Source organism: Micromonospora sp. NPDC048907 (assembly GCF_055586885.1).
Map to the genome: position 1 here is coordinate 661,226 of NZ_JBVJHI010000001.1, position 16,289 is coordinate 677,514.

General features: G+C 75.0%; 21 protein-coding genes and 1 pseudogene. 15 read left to right on the forward strand and 7 right to left on the reverse strand.

Annotated features, from left to right (window positions below; translation table 11 throughout):
• Positions 1-8: 8 nt before the first annotated feature.
• Entirely contained in the window at positions 9-377 is a 369-nt protein-coding gene (gene trxA / locus ACZ6PY_RS03355; protein ID WP_466068791.1) for a thioredoxin, read from the reverse strand.
• Between the two features lie 547 nt (positions 378-924).
• Between trxA and ACZ6PY_RS03360 the strand changes: the two genes are divergently transcribed.
• The 11 genes from ACZ6PY_RS03360 (at position 925) to ACZ6PY_RS03410 (ending at position 9,153) form a co-directional block, all read left to right on the forward strand.
• The gene (locus tag ACZ6PY_RS03360) at positions 925-1,440 is read left to right on the forward strand and encodes a MaoC family dehydratase (RefSeq protein WP_091314480.1); all 516 of its coding nucleotides are present in this window, start codon (positions 925-927) and stop codon (positions 1,438-1,440) included.
• A gap of 94 nt (positions 1,441-1,534) precedes the next feature.
• Positions 1,535-2,026, forward strand: a complete 492-nt coding sequence (locus ACZ6PY_RS03365; RefSeq protein WP_466068793.1) for a hypothetical protein — start codon at positions 1,535-1,537, stop codon at positions 2,024-2,026.
• A 53-nt stretch (positions 2,027-2,079) separates the two neighbouring features.
• Positions 2,080-2,703: a TrmH family RNA methyltransferase gene (locus tag ACZ6PY_RS03370; RefSeq protein WP_466068795.1), complete on the forward strand. Its 624-nt coding sequence runs from the start codon at positions 2,080-2,082 to the stop codon at positions 2,701-2,703.
• 65 nt (positions 2,704-2,768) lie between these two features.
• The gene (locus tag ACZ6PY_RS03375; protein ID WP_466069386.1) at positions 2,769-3,455 is read left to right on the forward strand and encodes a DUF6758 family protein; all 687 of its coding nucleotides are present in this window, start codon (positions 2,769-2,771) and stop codon (positions 3,453-3,455) included.
• Between the two features lie 118 nt (positions 3,456-3,573).
• Complete coding sequence (locus tag ACZ6PY_RS03380) at positions 3,574-3,732, forward strand: hypothetical protein (protein ID WP_466068797.1); 159 nt, start codon at positions 3,574-3,576, stop codon at positions 3,730-3,732.
• A 6-nt stretch (positions 3,733-3,738) separates the two neighbouring features.
• Positions 3,739-4,614, forward strand: coding sequence for a PH domain-containing protein (locus ACZ6PY_RS03385; RefSeq protein WP_313723210.1), 876 nt, complete (start codon positions 3,739-3,741; stop codon positions 4,612-4,614).
• Positions 4,615-4,716: 102 nt separating this feature from the next.
• Positions 4,717-5,367 carry a SigE family RNA polymerase sigma factor gene (locus ACZ6PY_RS03390; RefSeq protein ID WP_466068799.1) on the forward strand — a complete coding sequence of 217 codons (651 nt, stop codon included), beginning with the start codon at positions 4,717-4,719 and terminating at the stop codon, positions 5,365-5,367.
• The gene (locus ACZ6PY_RS03395; protein ID WP_466068801.1) at positions 5,364-6,632 is read left to right on the forward strand and encodes a hypothetical protein; all 1,269 of its coding nucleotides are present in this window, start codon (positions 5,364-5,366) and stop codon (positions 6,630-6,632) included. The genes ACZ6PY_RS03390 and ACZ6PY_RS03395 overlap by 4 nt, the downstream gene beginning before the upstream one ends.
• Before the next feature lie 30 nt (positions 6,633-6,662).
• Entirely contained in the window at positions 6,663-7,529 is an 867-nt protein-coding gene (locus tag ACZ6PY_RS03400; protein WP_466068802.1) for a PHP domain-containing protein, read from the forward strand.
• Positions 7,530-7,560: 31 nt separating this feature from the next.
• On the forward strand, positions 7,561-8,175 hold the full coding sequence (locus ACZ6PY_RS03405; RefSeq protein ID WP_466068804.1) for a MarC family protein: 615 nt from the start codon (positions 7,561-7,563) through the stop codon (positions 8,173-8,175).
• Positions 8,176-8,307: 132 nt separating this feature from the next.
• Positions 8,308-9,153: a RecB family exonuclease gene (locus ACZ6PY_RS03410; RefSeq protein WP_466069387.1), complete on the forward strand. Its 846-nt coding sequence runs from the start codon at positions 8,308-8,310 to the stop codon at positions 9,151-9,153.
• Between the two features lie 10 nt (positions 9,154-9,163).
• On the opposite strand, the gene ACZ6PY_RS03415 is transcribed toward ACZ6PY_RS03410, so the two are convergent.
• Both ACZ6PY_RS03415 and ACZ6PY_RS03420 read right to left on the reverse strand, forming a co-directional pair.
• Entirely contained in the window at positions 9,164-10,015 is an 852-nt protein-coding gene (locus tag ACZ6PY_RS03415) for an oxygenase MpaB family protein (RefSeq protein WP_466068806.1), read from the reverse strand.
• A 68-nt stretch (positions 10,016-10,083) separates the two neighbouring features.
• Positions 10,084-10,512, reverse strand: a complete 429-nt coding sequence (locus ACZ6PY_RS03420) for a Fur family transcriptional regulator (protein WP_466068808.1) — start codon at positions 10,510-10,512, stop codon at positions 10,084-10,086.
• Between the two features lie 174 nt (positions 10,513-10,686).
• Between ACZ6PY_RS03420 and ACZ6PY_RS03425 the strand changes: the two genes are divergently transcribed.
• Positions 10,687-11,169, forward strand: coding sequence for a DUF2231 domain-containing protein (locus tag ACZ6PY_RS03425; RefSeq protein ID WP_466068810.1), 483 nt, complete (start codon positions 10,687-10,689; stop codon positions 11,167-11,169).
• Positions 11,170-11,213: 44 nt separating this feature from the next.
• Here ACZ6PY_RS03425 and ACZ6PY_RS03430 read toward each other — a convergent pair whose 3' ends face one another.
• Positions 11,214-11,906: a hypothetical protein gene (locus ACZ6PY_RS03430; protein WP_466068812.1), complete on the reverse strand. Its 693-nt coding sequence runs from the start codon at positions 11,904-11,906 to the stop codon at positions 11,214-11,216.
• 118 nt (positions 11,907-12,024) lie between these two features.
• Between ACZ6PY_RS03430 and ACZ6PY_RS03435 the strand changes: the two genes are divergently transcribed.
• Complete coding sequence (locus ACZ6PY_RS03435; protein WP_466068814.1) at positions 12,025-12,201, forward strand: hypothetical protein; 177 nt, start codon at positions 12,025-12,027, stop codon at positions 12,199-12,201.
• Between the two features lie 9 nt (positions 12,202-12,210).
• Here ACZ6PY_RS03435 and ACZ6PY_RS03440 read toward each other — a convergent pair whose 3' ends face one another.
• The gene (locus tag ACZ6PY_RS03440) at positions 12,211-12,747 is read right to left on the reverse strand and encodes a flagellar biosynthesis protein FlgA (RefSeq protein ID WP_466068816.1); all 537 of its coding nucleotides are present in this window, start codon (positions 12,745-12,747) and stop codon (positions 12,211-12,213) included.
• Positions 12,748-12,932: 185 nt separating this feature from the next.
• Here ACZ6PY_RS03440 and ACZ6PY_RS03445 point away from each other — a divergent pair, with 185 nt between their 5' ends.
• Positions 12,933-13,154, forward strand: a complete 222-nt coding sequence (locus tag ACZ6PY_RS03445; protein WP_466069425.1) for a hypothetical protein — start codon at positions 12,933-12,935, stop codon at positions 13,152-13,154.
• 62 nt (positions 13,155-13,216) lie between these two features.
• On the opposite strand, the pseudogene ACZ6PY_RS03450 reads toward ACZ6PY_RS03445, so the two are convergent.
• A pseudogene (locus ACZ6PY_RS03450) lies at positions 13,217-13,375 on the reverse strand (FmdB family zinc ribbon protein); the annotation flags it as partial.
• The gene (locus ACZ6PY_RS03455) at positions 13,372-14,019 is read right to left on the reverse strand and encodes a 5-formyltetrahydrofolate cyclo-ligase (protein WP_466068817.1); all 648 of its coding nucleotides are present in this window, start codon (positions 14,017-14,019) and stop codon (positions 13,372-13,374) included. The gene ACZ6PY_RS03455 and the pseudogene ACZ6PY_RS03450, both read right to left, overlap by 4 nt.
• An 83-nt stretch (positions 14,020-14,102) precedes the next feature.
• Here ACZ6PY_RS03455 and ACZ6PY_RS03460 point away from each other — a divergent pair, with 83 nt between their 5' ends.
• Complete coding sequence (locus ACZ6PY_RS03460) at positions 14,103-16,289, forward strand: GGDEF domain-containing protein (protein WP_466068819.1); 2,187 nt, start codon at positions 14,103-14,105, stop codon at positions 16,287-16,289.

A 16,289-nucleotide genomic window follows, 5' to 3' on the forward strand; every position in this document is an offset into this window, starting at 1 on the left:
GAGTCGGCTCAGTGCTGGTGGCCGTGCTCGGCGAGCTTCTTGCGGACGTCCTCCATGTCGAGCTGCTGGACCTGTTCGATCAGGTTCTCCAGGGCCGACTCGGGCAGGGCGCCCGGCTGGGCGTAGACGATGACGCCGTCGCGGATCGCCATCACGGTGGGGATGGAGCTGATGTTGAACTTGGCGCCCAGCTCCTGCTCCGCCTCGGTGTCGACCTTGCCGAAGACGATGTCCGGGTGCTTCTCGGACGAGCGCTCGTAGACCGGGGCGAAGCGCTTGCACGGGCCGCACCAGTCCGCCCAGAAGTCGAGCAGCACGATGCCGTCGCGTTCGGTCACCTCGTCGAAGTTGGCCGTGGTCAGCTCAACCGTTGCCATTGCACTCTCCGATCAGCGCGGATTACCTACGTCCGGTGGAACCAGGGTGGATGGCTTGGCATTCCCGTGACGTGCGCGACGAAACACTGCGCAGCGCTCCGGTGACGGAGGGACGCATCGAGCGGAGTCTGTCTCCCCTCGCCCTGCGGAACGCAAGTGCACGACGCATTTGCGTGACGGGACGTGATGGGAGCGTTTCCACGGCGATTACGGCCGCTCCGCGCTACGAATCGGTAACTTGACGCTTGACAAGCGGGGATCCGGGCCGCGGAGATCGCTTGTGGAGTGATCACCTGTCACTCACCGTAGTGTTACGAAAAGATAAATGTGAGGTCCGTCTCTATCATCACCGTACCGGCGTACGGCAGAATCTGTCGCATCAGAGCGTGGGCGGCGGGTGCCGGGGAGGGCCCCGCCGCTCATTGCGTCTCCCCCCGGGTCGGTCCGGGTGTGACTTTTCCGCACCGCCCGCGCCCCGCCCACCGCCTTAACAAGCGGTAAGGCATGCTGTGCCGAACTCCATCGCCGCCCGTCGAAGGGGACAAGGATGCAGTTCGGCCGCTACTACGAGGAGTTCGAGGTCGGCGCCGTCTACCGGCACTGGCCGGGCAAGACGGTCACCGAGTACGACGACCACCTCTTCTGCCTGCTCACCATGAACCACCACCCGCTCCACATGGACGCCCACTACGCCGAGTCGGCGAGCCAGTTCAAGCGCAACGTGGTGGTCGGCAACTACATCTACTCGCTGCTGCTCGGCATGTCGGTGCCCGACGTCAGCGGCAAGGCGATCGCCAACCTGGAGATCGAGTCGCTGCGGCACGTCGCACCGACCTTCCACGGCGACACCATCTACGGCGAGACCACGGTGCTGGACAAGCGGGAGTCCTCCTCCAAGCCGGACCGCGGCGTGGTCGCGGTGGAGACCCGCGGCTACAACCAGGACGGCACGCTGGTCTGCGTGTTCCGCCGCAAGGTCATGGTCCCCAAGAAGGAGTACGCGGCCGCCGCCCTGCCCGAGGGCGTCGACCCCGAGCGGCCCAGCTTCCCCGAGCCGCGCTGACCGCTCCCCCTACGCCCGGAAGGGCCCCTTCGCCGATCCGCGGGGAAGGGGCCCTTTTCCCGTTCCGGGGCATATGCTGACGCCGGAGGTCACCATGAGCCACTCCGTCGCCGGAGAGCCGCCCTCTGCCGGCCGCCGTGCCGCACCGCTGACCACCGCCGTCTACTCCGCGGCCGAGTGGGACCTGCTGACCGACCTGCCGGGCCGGGTCCTCGTCGCCGCCGCCGCGCCCGGTCCGGGCCGTCCGCCGCGCGGTGTCGCCGCCGGGCTCGCCGGGCTGGACGCGGTGGCCGCCGGCCGGGCCTTCGACAGCGACCTGATCCGGGCCGTGGTCGCCGCGATCTACGCCCGCCACGACGGCGCCGCCGACCGGGACGAGCGCCTCACCGACCTGGTCGACCTGCTCGCCGCCTCCCGGGCCGCAGTGCGGGTGCTGCGCCGGCGCGCCGACCCCGCCGACTCGGCCGCGTACCGGCAGTGGGTGGAGTCGGTGGCGGCCCGCGTGTGCCGGGCCGGCGAGGCCGTCCCCAGCCCCGCCGACCGGCGCTTCCTCGACCGGCTCGCCGGGGCGCTGGACCTGCGCTGACCCGCCGGCCCGCGGCGGCCGTTCCGCCGGTCGCGCCGTACCCTCTGCAGACCGTGACCGACGACCAGCTCGACGTGGGCGTGGGGCCGTGGCCCGGCGACCCGCCGGACGACCCGCGCTACGACCCGGAGCTGCTCGCCCAGGGCGACCGGCGCAACGTCGTGGACCGGTACCGCTACTGGCGGCGCGAGGCCGTGGTGGCCGACCTGGACCGCCGCCGGCACGACTTCCATGTGGCCGTCGAGAACTGGCAGCACGACTTCAACATCGGCACGGTGGTCCGCAACGCCAACGCCTTCCTCGCCGCCGAGGTGCACATCGTCGGCCGGCGGCGGTGGAACCGGCGGGGCGCCATGGTGACCGACCGCTACCAGCACGTCCGGCACCACCCGACGATCGAGGAGTTCGTGGCCTGGGCGGCGGGAGAGCGGCTGCCGGTGGTCGGCATCGACAACCTGCCCGGCTCGAAGCCGCTGGAGAGCGGCACGCTTCCGCGCCGCTGCGTGCTGCTCTTCGGCCAGGAGGGCCCGGGGCTCTCCGAGGTGGCCCGGGCGGCCTGCGACCAGCTCTTCTCGATCGCCCAGTACGGTTCGACCCGCTCCATCAACGCCGGGGTGGCCAGCGGGATCGCCATGCACTCCTGGATCCGGGCGTACGCCGGGCCGCCACCGGAGTGACCGATCCGGCCGCTCCGCTTGACGCCTCGCCGGCCGGGGACGACGGTGAAGGCGTGAGTGTCGCGGTGAGCTGCCCCAGGTGCGCGGGCCCGGTCCGGGAGCCGGACCTGATGCACGGTGAATACCGGTGCCTGCGCTGCGGTCCCGTGCCGCCGCTGCACGTCCCGGAACACATCGGTGCCGAGATCATGGCCAGCGTGGTCGAGCGGGTGGCCGCCGGCACCGGCCCGGCCGAGCGGCCGGGGATGCCGCTGTGGTGCCCGTGGCCGCTGCCCACCGGGTGGACGCTGACCGGGGTGGCCTGGGCGGGGGACGAGCGGTCCGGGATCCGCGCCACGGCGGTGGCCTGCGCCGGCCCGGCCCCGCTCGACGGTGGACCGGCGGACCTTCTCTTCGTCGCCGAGGAGCCGGGCGTCGGCCTGGGCTCCCGCCTCGCCGGCCTGCCCGGTCCCGACCCGGGGCCCGAGATGGCGGAGGCGTTGACCGATCCCGGCCCTGGTCACCCCGAGCGGGTGCCGCACGCCAAGATCCGGGTGGGCGGTCACCCCACTCCACTGTGGCTCGTGAATTCACCGACCGATCGAAGCGCGTACGCCGGCGAGGCTCGGGGAATGTGGCTCCATGCGATAGCCTGGCCGGCGAGTGCGGGTCACCTCCTCGCGGAAGAAGTCGTGCTGCACGACCTCACCGAGTGGACACCGCCCGAACTCGTGTACGGCGCACCATCTCCGTACCTGCACGGACGGGCCTGACCGGCCGGCACCGGCGAGTCGGAGAACAGATGCAGATATTCACTCTACGACACCATACTGATACTCTGGGTGCCGCTGCGGTAAACGGACCCGGCTCCGCGCGAGAGGATGGCCCGCTATGGTCAAGAAGGTCCTCACCTGGGCCGGCGTCGCATTCTTGATCTTCTTCATCGCCTACCGGCCGAACTCCGCCGCCGACGTGTTCAAGTCCCTGGGCGGCGGCATCATGGACATCGCGCAGGGCTTCGGCGACTTCTTCACCAACCTCGTCGCCTAGCCGCCCATGGGAAGCCCCTCCGGTCCACCCTTCGACCCGGACGACCCCGATCGGGAGCGCCGGGAGCGCGACACCGAGCCGATCCCGCGGATCGACCCCGACGACGGCCCGGGCTTCGGCTCCGGTTCCGGCTACGGCGGCGGCCCGTCCCTTTCGGACGACGCCGCCTTCGGTGACGGCCCGGGTTACGCCGGGGAGGGGCGGTCCGGGCGCGCCTGGATCCGCGACCCCGAGGCCGGCTACCAGGACCCGCAGATCTCCGAGGAGGAGCTGGCCGGGCTGCGCGCCGACGCCGCCGGCATGGCCCCGCGCCGAGTGCTGCCCATGGAGGACGAGCCGAGCGCGCTGGCGGCCCGCTACCTCTTCCCGACCGAGCGTTTCCGGGGCGAGTGGAAGCGGCACTGGGTCCACCTCTCCACGCCGATCATCGTGGGCATCGCGGCGACCTTCGTGCTCGGCTACCTCTCCGGTTTCCTCGCCGGGCGCGACGTCGGTGCGCTGACCACCGTCGCGGTGCTGCTCTGGTTCGGCGTGATGGGCTGGGTCGCCTGGCGGGTCGCCGACTGGTGGTACGACCGCTTCATCCTCACCAACAAGCGGGTCATGGTGGTCAACGGCATCATCACCCGCCGGGTGGCGATGATGCCGCTGGTCCGGGTCACCGACATGAAGTACGAGCAGACCCCGACCGGGCGCGCGCTCAACTACGGCACCTTCGTGCTGGAGTCGGCCGGCCAGGAACAGGCGCTCCGGGAGATCAAGAACCTGCCCAACCCGAACGAGCTCTACCTGCGCGTCGTGGAGGAGATGTACGAGCCGCAGGCCGTCGAGGCGCGGATCGGCAAGGAGCAGGACGAGGCGAAGGCCGACGACGGCGCCTGAAGGTTTCTGTCCGAACATCGGAGGAACTGCGCACCTTTTGCCGTCGACCCATTCCGCCCTGCCGTGAAAGCCTGCCAGGCAGGACGGGGTGTGGAGGTGGGCGTGGCGAGCAGGGATCCGCTGGAGGAGGAGTTCCGCGACTTCGTCGCGGCCCGCTCCGGTGCCCTGCTGCGCACCGCCTACCTGCTCGCCGGCGACTGGGCGACGGCCGAGGACCTGCTCCAGACCGCGTTGACCAAGACCTACCTGGCGTGGAAGCGGCTCGGGGGGATCGACGCCCTCGAGCCGTACGCCCGCCGGGTGCTGGTCAACACCTCGACGAGCTGGTGGCGCCGGCGCTGGCACGGGGAGCGCCCGACCGAGGTGCTGCCGGAGCGGGCCGGGGTCGACGAGATCGAGCAGCAGCTCGACCGGGACGCGCTGTGGCGGCACCTCCAGGCGCTCCCCGCCCGGCAGCGGGCCGTGCTGGTGCTCCGCTTCTACGAGGACATGTCCGAGGCGCAGACCGCCGCCCTGCTGGAGATCTCTCCGGGCACCGTGAAGAGCCAGACCTCCCGGGCGTTGGGCACCCTGCGCCGCCGGCTCGGCTCCGAGGCCGCCCTCGGCCTGCCCGCCGCGCCGCAGGAGACCCCGGCGACGCCCGCGCCGCGTACCCCGCCGCGGGTGGTCCGGCAGCCCGCCCCGCCGCCGCCCGCCCCGGCGGTCCGGCCGACCGTGCGACCCGCCGCGTCCGTCCCGGTGGAGTCCCGATGAGCCGCACGCCGGACTCCTGCGACAACCGGACGGGCCGCCCGGAGCGTCCATTCCCCGTGACCGAGGACGAGCTGGAACGGGCGCTGCGGCAGACGCTGGCCGGCCGCGTCGCCACGCCCCGGCCCCTCGCCGCCGACCCGGCCGGCGCCGTGCTCCGCCGGGCCCGGGGCGCCGCACGGCGCCGCACGCTGACCGGGCTCGCCCTGGCCGGGGTGGCGACCGTGCTGGTCACCACCGGCATGGCCCAGCTCGGCGGGCCGACCGGGCACAGCGGCACGCCCACCGTGGTGCTCGGTGACCCGGGCGGGTTCTCGCCCGTGCCGCTGCCCACCGCCACCAGCCCGGCCCCCGGGAAGGGGCCGATGCGCGCCGAGCTGGACCTGATCGTCGGCTCGTGGCTGGAGACCAGCGGGGGCGAGCGCCGGGAACTGATCGGGTTGAGCGGCGTCGAGCGGGCCCAGCGGATCCCGGACAACGGCGGCTGGCTCGTCACCTCGGCGGCCACGGCGGCCGGCCGTACCCTCTGGTGGGTGCCGCCCAACGGCAGCGACCCGCGGGTGCTGCTCGCCGGTGCGGACGCCGTCGTCGTGGCCGGCGACGGGCGGCAGGTGGCCTGGCGCGACGGCGCCTACCTGGCCGCCGCCGGCGTGGTCGGCGGCCAGCTCCTGGCCAGCAGCCGGACGCCGGCCCCCGCGGGAGCGGTCCCGATCGGCTTCGCCGGTGACGCAGTGCTGGTCCGGCAGCCGGGCCGGGGTGGGGTCAGCGTCTGGCGGCGGCCCGTGGGTGGGCTGCCGGGCCCGGCGAACCCGGACGTGCTCACCGTCTACGGCGCGCAGCCCGACGGCCTGGTGGTCGGTCTGGTCTCCGCCGGCACGCCCCGGCAGCCCTGCCTGGCGCTGCTCGACCCGGCCCGCGAACTCGTCCCCGTCCGCACCGCGTGCGGCACCGCGGTGGCCACCGACGGCCTCGGCGGGGTCTCCGCCGACGGGCGTTGGCTGCTGCTCAACGCCGCGCGCCGGAACGCCCTGCTGATCGACCTGGCCAGCCTCGGCGGCGCCACCGCCGCGACCCACCCGGCCGGCCCGGTGGTCACCGGGGCGGTGGCCTGGACCCGCAGCGGAGCGGCGCTGCACGTCGACGCCACCGGCGGCCTGGTCCGGGTCCGGCCCGACCGGGTGCTGGCCGGCGAGCGTCCCACCGCCTCGGCGCCCGACGCGGTGCCCCCGGGCGAGCGCCTCGTGGTGGTGGCGGACACCCGCTCCTGACCGCGGCGGGGTGGGCGTAGCGTCGGCGGGGTGAGCGCCGCTGCCCGGATCGACCTGCACACCCACTCCACCGCCAGCGACGGCACCCTCGGCCCCGCCGAGCTGGTCCGGGCCGCCGCCGCGGCCGGCCTCGACGTGGTGGCGCTCACCGACCACGACACCACCGCCGGCTGGGAGCCGGCCGTCGCGGCCCTGCCGCCCGGGCTCACCCTGGTCCAGGGTGCCGAGCTGTCCTGCCGCTGGTTCGGTGTCGAGCCGGCGATCCCGCTGCACCTGCTCGCGTACCTCTTCGACCCGGCCGAACCGGAGCTGGCCGCCGAGCTGGCCCGGGTCCGGCGCGCCCGGGAGGAGCGGGGCGAGCGCATCGTGCGGCTGCTCCAGGCCGACGGGATCCCGGTGAGCTGGTCGGAGATCCTGGCCGGGGCCGCCGGCGGGACGGTCGGTCGGCCGCACATCGCGCAGGCGCTGATCCGGGCCGGGCTGGTGGCCACCACCACCGAGGCGTTCGGGCCGCGGTGGCTGGGGGAGCGGTACCGGCTGCCCAAGGAGGACATCGACGTGTTCCGGGCGGTGGCGCTGGTCCGGGCGGCCGGCGGGGTGCCGGTCTTCGCCCACCCCCGCGCCAGCCGGCGCGGCCGGATCGTGCCGGACGAGCTGATCGTGGACCTGGCGGCGGCCGGGCTGGCCGGCCTGGAGGCCGACCACGAGGACCACAGCTCCGCCGAGCGGGAGCACGTCCGCGCGCTCGCCGCCGACCTGGGCCTGCTCGTCACCGGGTCGTCGGATTTCCACGGCACCCACAAGACCGTCCGGCTCGGCGCGTTCACCACCGCCGCCGGGGCGTACGAGCGGATCGTCGAGCTGGCCCGGGGGGTGACCCCGGTCGCTTCGAGCTGAAGCGATCCGGCCACGCGGCTACCGTGTCCGAGTGGATCTCAAGCTCTTCGGCGAGGTCTTCGTGACCCTGCTGGTGATCGTCGACCCGCCCGGCATGATGCCGATCTTCCTGGCGCTGACCGGCCCGCTGGCCGCCCGCGACCGGAACCGGGCCGCCTGGCAGGCCGTCGCGCTGGCGCTCGGGGTGATCGTGGTGTTCGCCGTCGCCGGCCAGACCCTCCTGGCCTACCTGCACGTCGACCTGCCCGCGCTGCAGGCCGCCGGCGGGCTGCTGCTGATCCTCGTCGCGCTGGAACTGCTCACCGGCAAGTCCGACGACCCGAACCAGCAGGCCACCAGCAACATCGCGCTGGTGCCGCTGGGCACCCCGCTGCTGGCCGGCCCCGGCGCCATCGTCGCCACCATGCTCTTCGTGCAGCGGGCCGGTGGCTTCACCGACTACGTGGCCATCGCCGCCGCGATCGTCGCGGTCATGGTCGCCGTCTGGGTGGTGCTGCGCTTCTCCGGCGGCATCGTCAAGGTCCTCCGGCCGGGCGGCATCGAGGTGCTGACCCGGATCGCCGGCCTGCTGCTGGCCGCCATCGCCGTGCAGCTCATCGCCGATGCCATCGCCGCGTTCGTCACCCAGTACCTCACCATGAGCTGAGCCGGCGCGGCGCTGTCGCACCCGGATGGCAGGATCTGAGGCGTGCGACGACCCTCCCCGACCGGGCGACCCACCGGCGGCCGGCCACCCCGGCCCCGCGCCGAGCAGGCCGAGCAGCTCGGCTTCGAGGGCATGCCGGAACGGCTCTTCGTCTGCACCCCCAGCAAGCTGGGCGCCTACACCGACTGCCCCCGGCGCTACCGCTACTCGTACGTGGACCGCCCAGCGCCGCCCAAGGGCCCGCCGTGGGCGCACAACTCGCTCGGCGCCAGCGTCCACACGGCCCTGAAGAACTGGTACGCGCTGGCGCCCGACCGCCGCCGCCCCGAGGTGCTGGGCACCCTGCTCAAGGGCACCTGGGTCCGCGAGGGCTACCGCGACGACGAGCAGGAGCGGGACGCGTTCCGCCGGGCGCTGTCCTGGCTGGAGTCCTACGTGGCGGGGCTCGACCCGGCCGACGAGCCGGTCGGGGTGGAGCGCGTGGTCGCCGTGAAGACCGCCGTTCTCGCCTTCAACGGCCGCACCGACCGGATCGACTCCCGCCCCGGCCCGGACGGCCGGCCCGAGCTGGTCATCGTCGACTACAAGACCGGCCGCACCGGGCTCGACGGCGACGACGCGCGCGGCTCACAGGCCCTCGCGCTCTACGCGTACGCCGCCGAGCGGGTGTTCCGCCGCCCGTGCCGCCGGGTCGAGCTGCACCACCTGCCCACCGGCACGGTCGCCGCACACGAGCACAGCCCCGAGTCGTTGCAGCGGCAGCTCACCCGCGCCGAGGACACCGCGCGGGACATCATGGCCGCCGAGCGGGCCGTCGCCGACGGCGCCGACCCCGACGAGGCGTTCCCCACCGAGCCGGGGCCCCGCTGCGGCTGGTGCGACTACCGGCGCACCTGCCCGGCCGGCTCACGGGCACCGGGCAAGGATCCGTGGGCGGCCGTGGAACGCCCCGCCGAGCCGGCCGCCGACCAGGGCTGACAGCGGCTTCTCAGGCCGCCGCGGCGCGGGCGGCGCGCTCCTTGGCGGCCTGCAGCAACGGGCCCTCCCGGTAACGCCGCGGCACCGCCGCCAGGGCGAGCCGCAGCGCGCGCACGCTCAGGTCCGCCGAGAGCGCGGTGGTCGGCAGGCCCAGACCGCCGTACAGCCGCTGGGCCCAGGCCGGCAGCAGCGCCAGCGCCGTGCCGGCGATCCCCAGGTACGCCCAGCGCGGCGGGCCGAGGTGCAGGCCGAGCTTCAGCGGCAGGCTGAGCTTCCACGGGATCGGCGGGGCGGTCAGGAAGAGCGCCGTCTCCGCCGCCTCCCTGGTCATCCGCAGCTCGGGCCGGATCCGGCGGTAGTAGTCGGCCACCTCGGCGGCGGTGCCCGGCACGCCGGCCGGGTCCAACCCGACAAGCGCCGCCGCCCGGCGCTGCTCGGTGTAGTAGCCGTCCACCTCGTCGTCGGTCAGCGCGAGCCCGGCGCGCCGTGCGGTGCTCACGAACGACTCGACCTCGGTGACGTGCACCCAGCGCAGCAGGTCAGGTTCGTCGATCCGGAAACGCTCGCCGGTGAACGGGTCGGTGGCCCGCATCCGGGCGTGCAGCGTGCGCAGCCGCCGGCCGGCCGCCTCCGCCTCGGCGGTCGTGCCGTAGATCGTCGTGGCCACGTAGGTGGCCGTGCGGACCAGGCGGCCCCAGGCGTCCGTGCGGTAGTTGCTGTTCTGGGCCACGCCCGCCATGGCGCGCGGGTGCAACGCCTGGAGATAGAGCGAACGCAGGCCGGCGACGATCAGGATCGGCTCCTCGTGCACCTTCCACGTGACCGATCCCGGACCGAACAGGCCGAGGTCATCGGTGTCCACCGACCAAGAGTGCCACGCCGGCGGCCCCGTTCGTGCCGGCAGTTCGTCGGGGCCGGCGCGCGCGACGGTCAGTCGTCGGCGGAGCGGCGGGCCTGGCAGGCCGGGCAGAGGCCCCAGAAGGTCACTTCCGCCTCGTCGACCTCGAAGCCGTGCGCGACGTTCGGGTCCAGGCAGGGGGCGCTGCCGGTGGCGCAGTCTACGTCGGCGATCTCGCCGCAGCCCCGGCACACCACGTGGTGGTGGTTGTCGCCGACGCGGGCCTCGTAGCGGGCGGGGCTGCCGGCCGGCTCGATCCGGCGGGACAGCCCCGCCCGGGAGAGCGCGCCGAGCACGTCGTAGACGGCCTGGGTGGAGACCGAGTCGAGGCGCTCACGGACCCGGCGGGTGATCTCGTCGACCTCCAGGTGACCGCCGGCGGCGAGCACGTCCAGCACGGCGAGACGCGGCCGGGTGACCCGTAGGCCCCTCGACCGGAGCAGCTCCTCACCCGTGGACATGCGTCCATGACAGCACGGCGCCCCGGGGCCGACAAGCGAGCGTCACCCCGGGTGGTTCGGGCCACAGGTGAACCACGCCAATGCCCCGTGCGTGTGTCGGTGTACGGAAGCGGGACGGCGGATCATCACGCCGTACGCTGACCGCGCGATCCCGTCCACTCGCCGGAGGTGTCGGTGTTCAGGGAAGTCAACGGCCTACCGGGCCACGTCCTGGTCGTACACGCCGCGGTGGTGCTGGTGCCGCTGCTGGCGTTGCTCTCCGTCGCGTACGGGGTGCTGCCCCGCTGGCGGCCCCGGCTGGACTGGGCGGTGGCGATCCTCGCCGTGCTCACCCCGATCGTCACCTGGGTGGCGACCGAGTCCGGCGAGGCGCTGGAAGAGGTGCTGCGGCAGCGGGGCTACCCGCCCGAGGGCCTGCAGAAGATCCACGAGCACTCCGAGTACGGCGAGAACCTGTTCTGGTTCACCGTCGGGTTGGCCGTGGCGGCGCTCCTGCTGCTGCTGGTGACCAGCGGTCTCGCCCGCACCCGCAACCTGCCCCGCTGGCTGTCCCTGGTGCTCACCGCCGTCGTGCTCGTGCTCGCCGTGTTCGCGCTGGTCTACGTCTACCTGACCGGTGACAGCGGCGCGAAGATGGTGTGGAGCGGCATCGTCTGACCCGGACCGGCCGGGCCGCCCTGAGCCGGGGCGTCCCGGCCGGCTCAGAAGAGCAGGCGCGAGCAGAGCAGGCAGGTGAGCAGCACCAGCACGACACCGACGACGGCGCCGACGCCGTAGGTGAGCCGCTGGGCCTGCCCCTCGGCCTGGTCCATGGCGGCCATGTCCTGCGGCGGCAGCCGGCGCGGTGGCGTCGGCTGCACGTGCACCGGCGGCCGCCAGCCGGGCGGCGGCGGGACGGTCGGCGGCGGGCCCGCATATCCGGCCGGCGCGCCCCCCGGCCCCCAACCACCGGCCGGGACGGGCTGCTGCGGCCAACCACCCGGGGCGGCCGGTCCGGGTGGTTGGCCGCCGCCCGGTCCGGCCGATCCGGGCCAGCCGCCGGCCGGGGCGGCGCCCTGGCCGGGCCTCGCCCACGGGCTGTCGGTGTGGCCGGCGCGCGACCAGGGGCTGGCAGGGGTCGTCGGAGCGTCGCCGGTCGAGCTGTCGGACCGGTCGCTCCCGGCCAGCGGACCGGGAGCCCGATTCTCGCCGGCCGCCGAGCCGGGCTCGTCCTCGCCGGGCGTCACGACCGCGCGGGCCGAGCCGGGCTCGTCCTCGCCGGCCGTGGGGGCCGAGCCGGGCGTGGGGGCCGAGCCGGGCGTGGGGGCCGAGCCGGGCGTCGGGGCCGCGCCGGCCGGCTCGTCCGGGCGTCGCCAGGTCTCGTCCTCGGGGCTGCCACCGCTCGGCGTCGTCACGCCGACCGACGCTACCAACGCGCCGGCCGGTCGGCCGCCCGACGCGACGGGCCACGGCGTCCCGGCGTTCCGCCCGACCTGTCGATCCGTCGCCCTCGCCCCGGTATCCTTGCCGCTCGTGACCGATCCCGGCATCCGTGTCCCGCGCGGCGACGACGACCGCGTGGTCGACCTCAGCGAAGACTTCGTGGTGCTGCCCGAGCAGACCACCGACGACACCGACCGCGGCTGGGGCGAGCGCTCCGCCGGCAACGACGACTGGCTGCTCGCCGAGCGCCCGCCGCACTGGGACTGACCCCACCGGTCATCCGCGCACCACCACGGCGAAGCGGCTGCCCTCGGGCAGGCCGACCGCGCGCTGGGCCTGCTCCGGCCGGAGTGCCAGGTAGAGCGCGGAGGAGCCGTCGACCGCCCCGGCCGCACCGACCACGTCGAGAACCAGCGCCCGCGGCGCGAGCAGGGTGGCCGCGCCCGCCGTGCCGCCGGCCGGCACGACCAGCAGGTCCACCCGGGCGCCGGGGCGCAGCACCGCGAGCGCGGCCGGCTCGGCGAGCCGGACCGGCACCCCGACCGCCCCGGACGGCAGCGGCAGGGCGGCGGCGCGACGGTCACCACCGGCCGGGACGCCCCCACCGGGCGAGAGGCCACCGCCGGCCGGGACGTCGCCGGTCGGGGCGGGAGCCCGGGCCGGGACCGTGCCCGGCGGACAGCCGCTGGGGGTCTGCAGGACGGCCGCGGCCAGCCCGAGCAGCACCGCGACCAGCGTCACCCGGAGCAGGGTGCGCCCCCGGGGCAGCCCGCGCCAGCGCACCGGCCGCAGCGATGCCTCCGCACCCGCCACCAGCACCCTCCCGCCCACCCGATCCGACCGGTACGCAGGCAGGCTAGGCGGGGGACGGCGGCTCCCGCCGCCCCCGGCGGCTCACCTGTGGAAAACCCGCCGGCCTGTGGACAGGCGCCCCGGGGGATCGCCCGGTGACGGCCAGACGGACCCCGGGAAACGCGAAAAGTGGCCACCCGCGCGGGATGACCACTTTCCGGAAGAAGCGTCAGGAGGAGCTGCTGGCCGCCGGCGCCTTGCTGGTCGACGAACCGGAGGACGAGCTGGACGACGCGGCGGACGAGCCGCTGCCCGAGCCCGACGACGAGCTGTCGGACGAGCCGCCGGTCGACGACTCGGACGTGGCCGGCTTGCTCGTGGTGCTCGTGGTGCTGTCGGAACCGGACGAACGGGAGTCCGTGCGGTAGAAGCCCGAGCCCTTGAACACGATGCCGACGGAGTTGAAGACCTTGCGCAGCCGCCCCTCACATGCCGGGCACTCGGTCAGCGGCGCGTCGGAGAAGGACTGCACCGCCTCGAGCTGGTGGCCGCACGCGGTGCAGGCGTACTGGTACGTGGGCACGTTCTCCTCCGGATCTTGGCTCGGCCGGTTGGCACTCGACGGATTCGAGTGCCAATGGTGCGTCATGGAACCCGGGTTCGTCCAGCGGAAGCGCCTTGGGCCACACCGGGCACCTCCACCAGACCCTCCGCCGGTGTGATCACGAAGCGCACCGGCCGGTCGTGCGGCTGCGCCGGGACCGCCTCGACCAGCTCCCCGTCGTGCAGCAGCGCCACCGTGGGGACCGTGGCGGGCACCCGGGCCAGCGCCCGGTCGTACGAGCCACCGCCCCGGCCCAGCCGGAAGCCCCGGCGATCCACCGCCAGCGCCGGCACCACCACGAGATCGGCTCCGGCGACCGCCGCGCTCCCCAGGGACGGTCCGGTCGGCTCGCGCAGGCCCCGACCGGCGGCCCGCAGCGACTCCGGGCCGGTGTAGGCGGCCCAGTCCAGGTCGAGGTCGTCGAGGAGCACCGGCAGCAGCAGCTCGGCCTCCGGCGCCAGCGCCGCCCGCAGCGCGGCGGGCAGGTCGCTCCCGCCCGGCTCGGAGCCGACCGGCACGTACGCGGTCATCCGCGTCGGTCGCAGCCGGCGTACCAGATCGACAAGCTCGGCCCGGACGGACGCGGCCGCCTCGGCCCGGCGCGGCGGCGGCAGCATCCGGCGGTGCGCGAGCAGCGCGACCCGCAGGTCTCGCTTGGTCACATCCGCTCCATCAGAAAATTCCGGCACGCAACACTCCTGACGCAACGCTTGCCTCCCGGTCGCTCTGTGTCAGCATCGCAGGAAGGGGCGCAGGACTTCCGGGGGGCAGCTTGACGCTACGCGGGCGGTTGACGGCGGCCTTCCTCACGGTGGTGCTCGGCCCCGTCCTGCTCGGCGCCTTCTTCGTCGGGTCCACCCTGAGCGCCGTCGACCGCGGCCGGGCCACCGAGCGGCTGGGTGTCGCCGCGGCCGGGGTGCGTACCTCCGTCGACGCCCTCTGCCAGCAGCTCCGCGCGGCGGCCGACGCGGTCGCGCTGGTCGCCGACCCGGTCGCCCGGTCCCGCGCGGCCGACCAGGTGGTGGGCCGGGGCCTGGCCGCCGCCGTGCTGATCGCCGACCCGGCCGGCCGCACGAGCTACGCCACCGCCGGCGGCCCGGCCGGGCCCTGGCAGGACTGCGCCGCCGACGCGACGACCGGTCCGGTGCGCGCCCTCGCCGCCCAGGTCCGGCTCCGGGACCCGGCGGGCGCCGACCTGGGCACGGTCGCCGCCGCGCAGCCCGTCGACCCGGCGTTCGTGGCGCGGCTCGCCGCGGTGACCGGCGCCGGGGTCACCCTCCTCGACGACCCGGGCCGGATCACCCACACGACCGAGGACCGGGAGGTACGCGCGGCCGTGCTGGCCGCCGCCCGCCAGGCGGACGGGGACCGGGTGACCGGCACCGCCGACGGCCGGTACGTGCGCCGGGTCGGCCCCGCCCCCGGCCAGCCGCTGCCGCTGGTGCTCTCGGTGCCGGGGGAGCGCCCGCCCGGGCTCTACGCCGCCCTGGTCGGCGCGGTGGTGCTGGCCGCCCTGCTGGCCGTGGTGGCCGCCTGGCGGCTGGCCCGGGTGACCACCCGGCCCCTGGTCGAGCTGGCGGGCGCCGTGGACCGGGTGGCGCACGGCGACCTCACCACCCGGGTGCCGGTCCGCAGCCGCGACGAGATCGGGCGGCTGGCCGGCGCGTTCAACCGGATGACCCGGGAGACCGGCAGCTACGTGGCCGCCCTGACCAGCAGCCGCGACCAGCTCCGCGGCCACCTGACCGTGCTCGGGGACACCCTGGCCAGCACCCACGACCTGCAACGCATCCTGCGGGTGATCCTGCACAGCGCGATCGCCGCCACCGGCGCCCGGGCCGGCGCCGTGCTGCTGGTCGACGGCGACGGCGCGCTGGTCGGCCAGTGCGTCGAGGGGCTGGACGGCCGCTGGCCGACCGAGGACCCGGCCGATCCGGCGACGCTGAGGGTGCCGGTCGGCGCCGGGGTGCTCGGCAGGGTGGCCGCCACCGGGGAGCCGCTGCGCGGCCGGTGGGAGGCGACGGACGCGCCGACCGGGGAGCCGTCCTGCGAGACGTACGTGGCGGTGCCCTTCGCCGCCCCCCGCGGCACGGAACCGCGCGGTGGCCCGGACCGTCCGGGTCACCCGCCGCCCGACGACCCCGACGGCCCGTGCGCGCTCGGTGTGCTCGCCCTCTACGACCGGCTCGGCGCGGACGAGTTCGACGACGACGACCTGGTCACCCTGCGGACCTTCGCCGGGCACGCGGCGGTGGCGGTGGAGAACGTCCGGGTGCACGAGGAGGCGCAGCGGCTCTCCCTCACCGACCCGCTCACCGGGCTGTGGAACTACCGCTACCTGCGCGAGTCGATCCGGCGCGAGGTGGAGCGGGCCAACCGGTTCGGCCGGATGCTCGGCGTGCTGGCCCTCGACCTGGACCGGTTCAAGCACGTCAACGACACCTGGGGCCACGCCGCCGGGGACGCGGTGCTTGTCGAGTTCGCCCGCCGGGTACGCGGCGAGATCCGCGAGGTCGACCTCGCGTTCCGGCAGGGCGGCGAGGAGTTCGTGGTGCTGCTGCCGGAGACCGACGCCCGGGGCGCCACGATCGTCGCCGAGCGGCTCGGCGCGGTGATCCGGGACCAGCCGGTGCCGGTGGAGGTGCACACGGGGGAGCCCGTCCGGGTGCCGGTGACCGTCTCCATCGGCATCGCCGTCTACCCGGACCACGCGGCCGGTGGGCAGCAGGTTCTCGACGCCGCCGACGACGCTCTCTACGCGGCCAAGGCCGCCGGCCGCGACGGCTACCGGCTGGCCCGGCCCCCCGATCCCGTCCCCACCCAGGAGATCCCCGTGGTGGTCGCCGCGGTCAGCCCGCCCGACGGACTGCCCCGGGCCGGGGCCGGGGACGCCGCGACGGCGGCACAGGGCGGCGCGTCTTCCGGTCCTCACCCGCCGCGGCAGAGCCGTGGCCGATAG

Bases quoted from the DNA above. Each gene is read 5' to 3' on its own strand.
- trxA (WP_466068791.1), bottom strand. From the start codon at position 377: ATGGCAACGGTTGAGCTGACCACGGCCAACTTCGACGAGGTGACCGAA.
- ACZ6PY_RS03360 (WP_091314480.1), top strand. From the start codon at position 925: ATGCAGTTCGGCCGCTACTACGAGGAGTTCGAGGTCGGCGCCGTCTAC.
- ACZ6PY_RS03365 (WP_466068793.1), top strand. From the start codon at position 1,535: ATGAGCCACTCCGTCGCCGGAGAGCCGCCCTCTGCCGGCCGCCGTGCC.
- ACZ6PY_RS03380 (WP_466068797.1), top strand. From the start codon at position 3,574: ATGGTCAAGAAGGTCCTCACCTGGGCCGGCGTCGCATTCTTGATCTTC.
- ACZ6PY_RS03385 (WP_313723210.1), top strand. From the start codon at position 3,739: ATGGGAAGCCCCTCCGGTCCACCCTTCGACCCGGACGACCCCGATCGG.
- ACZ6PY_RS03395 (WP_466068801.1), top strand. From the start codon at position 5,364: ATGAGCCGCACGCCGGACTCCTGCGACAACCGGACGGGCCGCCCGGAG.
- ACZ6PY_RS03410 (WP_466069387.1), top strand. From the start codon at position 8,308: ATGCCGGAACGGCTCTTCGTCTGCACCCCCAGCAAGCTGGGCGCCTAC.
- ACZ6PY_RS03420 (WP_466068808.1), bottom strand. From the start codon at position 10,512: ATGTCCACGGGTGAGGAGCTGCTCCGGTCGAGGGGCCTACGGGTCACC.
- ACZ6PY_RS03445 (WP_466069425.1), top strand. From the start codon at position 12,933: ATGACCACTTTCCGGAAGAAGCGTCAGGAGGAGCTGCTGGCCGCCGGC.